We start from the raw sequence: 863 nt of genomic DNA, 5'->3' as shown, positions 1-863 counted from the left end.
CCTCGGTGGTCGCCGCGGCGCTCTCCGCGATCCCGATGGACTCCTGGACGGCCCGCTCACTGCGCCGCGGCGACCACCGAGGCGGGGCCCGCGCCCGTCATCGCGGCGGCGACGCCCGCCGCGACCGCCTGACCGCCGTAGATGCCCTCGCCCTCGTGGCTGACCGTGCCGTCGACCGCGACGAGGCGGGCCGCCTCCGCCGGGCGGCCGGCGGCGAAGACGCCGAACGGGGCCGCCCGCATCGCGAGGCCGTCGCTCCAGGCGTGCCGGTGCTGGGCGGTGATCGGGGCGGCGAGGCCCCGGCGCAGGTTCTCCAGCGTGCCGCGCTCGCTGAACCCGGCTCCCCGGAACGGGCCCTCGTCGAGGTCGGCCAGCCAGTGGTGCCAGGCGTTCTCCACGTGGGTGACGGTCAGGGCCGAGCCGTGTCTGGCCAGCAGGAGGCCGGAGAAGATCGCGTACTCGGTGTCGTCGGTGCCGGCCGGGTTGTCGCTGACGAAGCCTTCGATACGGCCCCAGCGGCGGCGGATCTCCGAGGGGCGCATGTTCTCGGCCGGGGCGCCGAGCGCGTCGCCGACGGCGAGGCCGAGCAGCGCGCCCCGCGCCCGTTCCCGCAGGGCGGCCACCTCGGGGAAGGGGGCGGAATCGAGGTGGGAACCGCCGGCGGTCATCTCCATCGCGGGGCCTTTCGCACGCACCGGGCCTGGAGCGGCCCTTCTTCCGCGTATGCCTTCCACGCCGTGTCCCCGAGGAGTCGGACCGGCCGCGCTGTCACCCGACAGGCCCTTGGTAAGCATGGCTTTCCTTGCTGGCGGGGGCCGTGTTTCGTGCGTACTTTCGAACCCGTGGCGGGGTGTCCCGCCACC

The 863-nt window shown here is 75.2% G+C and carries 1 pseudogene; it reads right to left on the bottom strand.

Going from position 1 to position 863, the window contains the following annotated elements:
- Positions 1-62 precede the first annotated feature (62 nt).
- A pseudogene (locus BHU15_RS37520) lies at positions 63-668 on the bottom strand (ADP-ribosylglycohydrolase family protein); the annotation flags it as partial.
- Between the last annotated feature and the right edge of the window lie 195 nt (positions 669-863).

It is taken from the genome of Streptomyces niveus, assembly GCF_001723055.1.
In the GTDB taxonomy this organism is placed as follows: Bacteria; Actinomycetota; Actinomycetes; order Streptomycetales; family Streptomycetaceae; genus Streptomyces; species Streptomyces niveus.
Note: the sequence above shows the minus strand (reverse complement) of the source record. Positions and strands in the feature narration are given on the sequence as shown.